This is a genomic window from Streptomyces griseorubiginosus, from assembly GCF_017614965.1.
In the GTDB taxonomy this organism is placed as follows: Bacteria; Actinomycetota; Actinomycetes; order Streptomycetales; family Streptomycetaceae; genus Streptomyces; species Streptomyces griseorubiginosus_B.
Genome location: NZ_WVUG01000487.1, coordinates 1 through 4,040, shown reverse-complemented (window position 1 = coordinate 4,040; position 4,040 = coordinate 1). Strand labels below are relative to the sequence as shown.

At 71.3% G+C, this 4,040-nt stretch carries 3 protein-coding genes; all 3 read right to left on the bottom strand.

What is annotated here, in order from left to right; all coding sequences use genetic code 11:
* The coding region (locus GRC12_RS42385) for a sodium/solute symporter (protein WP_208785775.1) at positions 1-1,605 on the bottom strand (1,605 nt) is incomplete at its 3' end.
* Positions 1,602-2,078 carry a DUF485 domain-containing protein gene (locus tag GRC12_RS42380; RefSeq protein ID WP_208785774.1) on the bottom strand — a complete coding sequence of 159 codons (477 nt, stop codon included), beginning with the start codon at positions 2,076-2,078 and terminating at the stop codon, positions 1,602-1,604. The genes GRC12_RS42380 and GRC12_RS42385, both read right to left, overlap by 4 nt.
* Positions 2,079-2,271: 193 nt before the next feature.
* Positions 2,272-3,801, bottom strand: coding sequence for an MFS transporter (locus tag GRC12_RS42375; protein ID WP_244374619.1), 1,530 nt, complete (start codon positions 3,799-3,801; stop codon positions 2,272-2,274).
* Between the last annotated feature and the right edge of the window lie 239 nt (positions 3,802-4,040).

The following is a 4,040-nucleotide window of genomic DNA, read 5'->3' as shown; positions in this document are numbered from 1 at the left end:
CCTCCGTACCGCCCCCGCCAGAATCCACCCCTCCACCGCCTCGTACTGATGCCGTTGCTCCTCCGACGCCCGCCGTCCCGAGAGCACCGTGCCCAGCCAGCCGAACAGGAAGCCCAGGGGGATCGTCACCAGGCCCGTCGTGGTGAACGGGAACCAGTTGAAGTCGGCGTCGGGGAAGGCGGAGAGGGGGGAGCCCGAGACCAGGTTGGTGCCCGGCATCAGGAGCAGGACGGCCAGGCTGCCGCCGATAAGGGTGCACAGCAGGCCGGCTCGGGTGTAGCGGCGCCAGAAGAGGCTGTAGACCAGGGCGGGCGCGATGGCGGAGGCGCCGAGGCAGAAGGAGAGGGTCACCAGGGGCTGCAGGCTGTGGTGCTGGACCAGGGTGGCCAGCAGGATCGCGGGGACGCCGACCGCGAGGGCGGAGACGCGGGCGAGCCCCATCTCGCGGCGTGCCGACATCTCCTGTACCCGGGCCGCGAAGACGTCGTGGGCGAGGGAGTTGGCGCAGGCGAGGATCATGCCGGCGACGGAGGCGAGCAGGGTGAGGAAGATCGCCGTCGTGATCGTCGTGAAGAGGAAGGTCTCCGCCGTGGAGACCTCGGGGCCGAACGCGGCGCGGGAGCCCAGCAGATAGGCCGTGTTGCCGCGCGGGTCGGCCTGGGCGATGGCCGCCCGCCCGATCAGTGCCGTCGCGCCGAAGCCGACGACCGTCATGATGAGGACGAAGAGGACCACCATCGACACCGCCCAGGACATCGAGCGGCGCACCTGCCGGGCGCTGGAGGCGGTGTACATGCGCATCGTGACGTGCGGGAGGCAGGCGCCGCCGAGGACGACCGTCAGTTCCGAACTGATCATGTCCAGGCGGGGGTTGGGGCTGCCGGCGAACTCCACGCCCGAGCGGAGGAAGGCGGTGCCCACCCCGCTCTGCGATGCGGCCGCGTGGAACAGGGCCCCGGGATCCCAGTCGAAGCGCCGCAGGATCAGTACGGCCACGACCGCGCCCGACCCGAGCAGCATCACGATCTTCAGGATCTGGATCAGGGCGGTGCCCTTCATCCCGCCGATGGCGGCGTAGCTGATCATCAGGGCGCCCAGGCCGATGATGCAGCCGGTCTTCAGCGCGTCGCCGGAGAAGCCGAGGATGAAGGCCAGCAACTGGCCCGTGCCGGCGAGCTGCACCAGCATCAGGGGCAGCAGCGCGGCGATGGTCACCGCGCACGCCGTGATGCGCACCGCGCGCCCCGGCATCCGTCGCGCCAGCGCGTCGCCCATGGTGAACCGGCCGGCGTTGCGCAGCGGTTCGGCCAGCAGGAACATCAGCAGCATCAGCGACAGGGCGGTGCTGAGGGCGAGCACGACGCCGTCGTAACCGCACAGGGCGATGACCCCGCCGGTGCCGAGGACGCTCGCGGCGGAGATGTAGTCGCCGGCGATGGCGAGGCCGTTGCGCATGGGGGAGAGGGAGCCGTAGCCGGTGTAGAACTCGTCGAGGTCGTCGCGGTCGGGGCCGGTCATCACGCACAGCAGCAGGGTGATGGTGGCGATCGCGGAGAAGGCGACGAGGGACATGGCCTGGGCGTTGCCGCTGAAGCCGTCGGTCATCGGGCCGCCTCCCGCTTGGCGTCCACCGCGGACTGCTTGCGGATGCGGTCCGCGATCGGGTCGACGTAACGGCGCGCGGTGTGCTCGTACAGCGCGATGGCCAGCCAGGTGACGGGGATCTGGATCAGCGCGAGCAGCAGTCCGGTCGGCAGGCCGTCGGTGACGTCGCCGGCCATGACCGACGGCGCGAAGGCGGACAGGACGAGGAAGAGGGTGAAGTAGCCGAGCGCCGTCAGGGCGGCGGTGCGGCGCTGCCAGCGGTAGGCGCTGCGCAGGATCCGCAGGTCGCTGTGGTGCCCGAGCGGGGGATGCGGCGGGCGGCGCCGGGGCGGCTCGGGCGGGTCCGCGACGGGCGGCTGCCAGGGGTACGTGGCCTCGTAGGACGGCGACGAGTCGTATTGCTGGTACTGCTGGTACTGCTGGGGTTGTTGTGCGGGTCGGTACGGGTACGACGGGGACGGGTCGTAGGACATCCCGGTGCTCCTTGCGTGGCTCGGGTCCGGTGCGGACCGCAAGGGAGGTGGGGGCGGCGGAGTCCCGCACGTTACTCGGCGGTTCGGAAACGCACAGCACTTTTGACAAACTGGCTGGTCGGTATGCGCTTACTTCGCTGACCTGTGACGTTACCCGCGTTAACTCAGATTTTTGGCGGCGCCGCGCGCCCTCTCACTGCTCCTTGAGCACCGGGAAGCGACGCGGGGCCAGGAACAGCAGGACGAGGAAGGCCGCGGCGGCCGCGCAGCCCGCGCCGATGTACACCGCGTGCACCGCGTCCGCGATCGCCCGGCGCGTCGCCTCCGGCACGGCACCCGAGTCCAGGCCCCGGGTCACCGAGTCCAGGTCGCCGGCGCCGCCCAGGCGGGCGGCGAGCACCCCGTTGGCGACCGCGCCGAAGACGGAGGCGCCGATCGTCTGGCCGGTCTGGCGGCAGAAGAGCACCGAGGCGGTCGTGGTGCCCCGTTCCGCCCAGCCCACCGTCGACTGCACGCCCACGATCAGCGGGAGTTGGAACAGCCCCAGCGCCGCGCCCAACAGCAGCATCAGCAGCGTCGGTTGCCAGGCCGATCCCGGGTACGGCAGGAACGGGAACGCGAACAGGATCAGCGCCGCCGTGCCGATGCCCAGCATCGCCGTGTTGCGGAAGCCGATCCGCCGGTACACGTGCTGGCTCAGCGCCGCCGACACCGGCCAGGTCAAAGTCCAGACCGAGAGCACGAAACCCGCCGCAACGGGCGCGAGACCCAGCACCGACTGCGCGTACGTCGGCAGGAACACGCTCGGCGCCACCATCAGCAACCCCAGCGCGCCCAGAGCGAGGTTGACGGCCGCGATCGTCCGCCGCCGCCACACCCACCCGGGGATGACCGGCTCGGCAGCCCGTCGTTCGATCACGACCACGGCACCGGCGAGCGCGAGTCCCGTACCGAACAGCGCCAGCGAGGGCGCCGACAGCCACGGCCAGGCCACCCCGCCCTGCACCAGGGCCGTCAGCAGCACGCCCCCGCACGCGAACACCGCCAGCGCGCCCGCCCAGTCGATGCGCGGACGGCGCTCCAACTCCCGTCGCGGCTCGCGCAGATGACGGACGACCAGCCACAACGCCACCGCCCCGATCGGGAGGTTGACCAGGAAGATCCAGCGCCAGCCGGCGTACGCGGCGAGCAGGCCGCCGATTCCGGGGCCGGCCACCGCCGACACCGCCCAGACCGTGGACAGCTTCGACTGGATCCTGGGCCGTTCCTCCAGCGGGTACAGGTCGGCCGCGAGCGTCTGCACCGTGCCCTGCAACGCACCGCCGCCCAGCCCCTGGACGACGCGGAAGGCGATCAGCGCGCCCATGTTCCAGGCCGCGGCGCACAGCAGCGAGCCGAGCAGGAACACCGCGGCGCCCGCCACGAGCACCGGTTTGCGGCCGAAGGTGTCGGACAGCTTGCCGTACACCGGGAGCGTGACCGTGACCGCGAGCAGGTAGCCGGAGAAGAGCCAGGAGAAGTAGGAGAATCCGCCGAGGTCGCCGACGATCTGGGGGACGGCGGTGGAGACGATGGTCGCATCGAGCGCCGCCAGCGCCATCGCGAGCATGAGCGCGGCGACGACCGCTCCGCGTCTGTGCGTGTCCGCCGGCCGGCCGGGCGGCGCCACACCGGCACGTGTCTCTGTGCCCCCCTGGTCCACGTGATTCCTTTCCCCTTGCATCTATCCGCCGTCCGACAGCTTCCCACTTGAGCCTCACGTAGCGGGAGGGTGGAGCCTGTGTGGGCCGGTGGGTGGAGCGAACCCCGAGACCGACTCCACCTGTCGGTGGACGGCCCCTAGGGGTCCCCTCCGTACTACGGCTGGGGGAGGGTTCGTCCCCCTGGAGGACGAGAGGGGCCCGGGCCGGTCCTTAACCTGGCTTTACGCCGCTGGGGAGCGGTCGGGGGGCGGTTCACCGA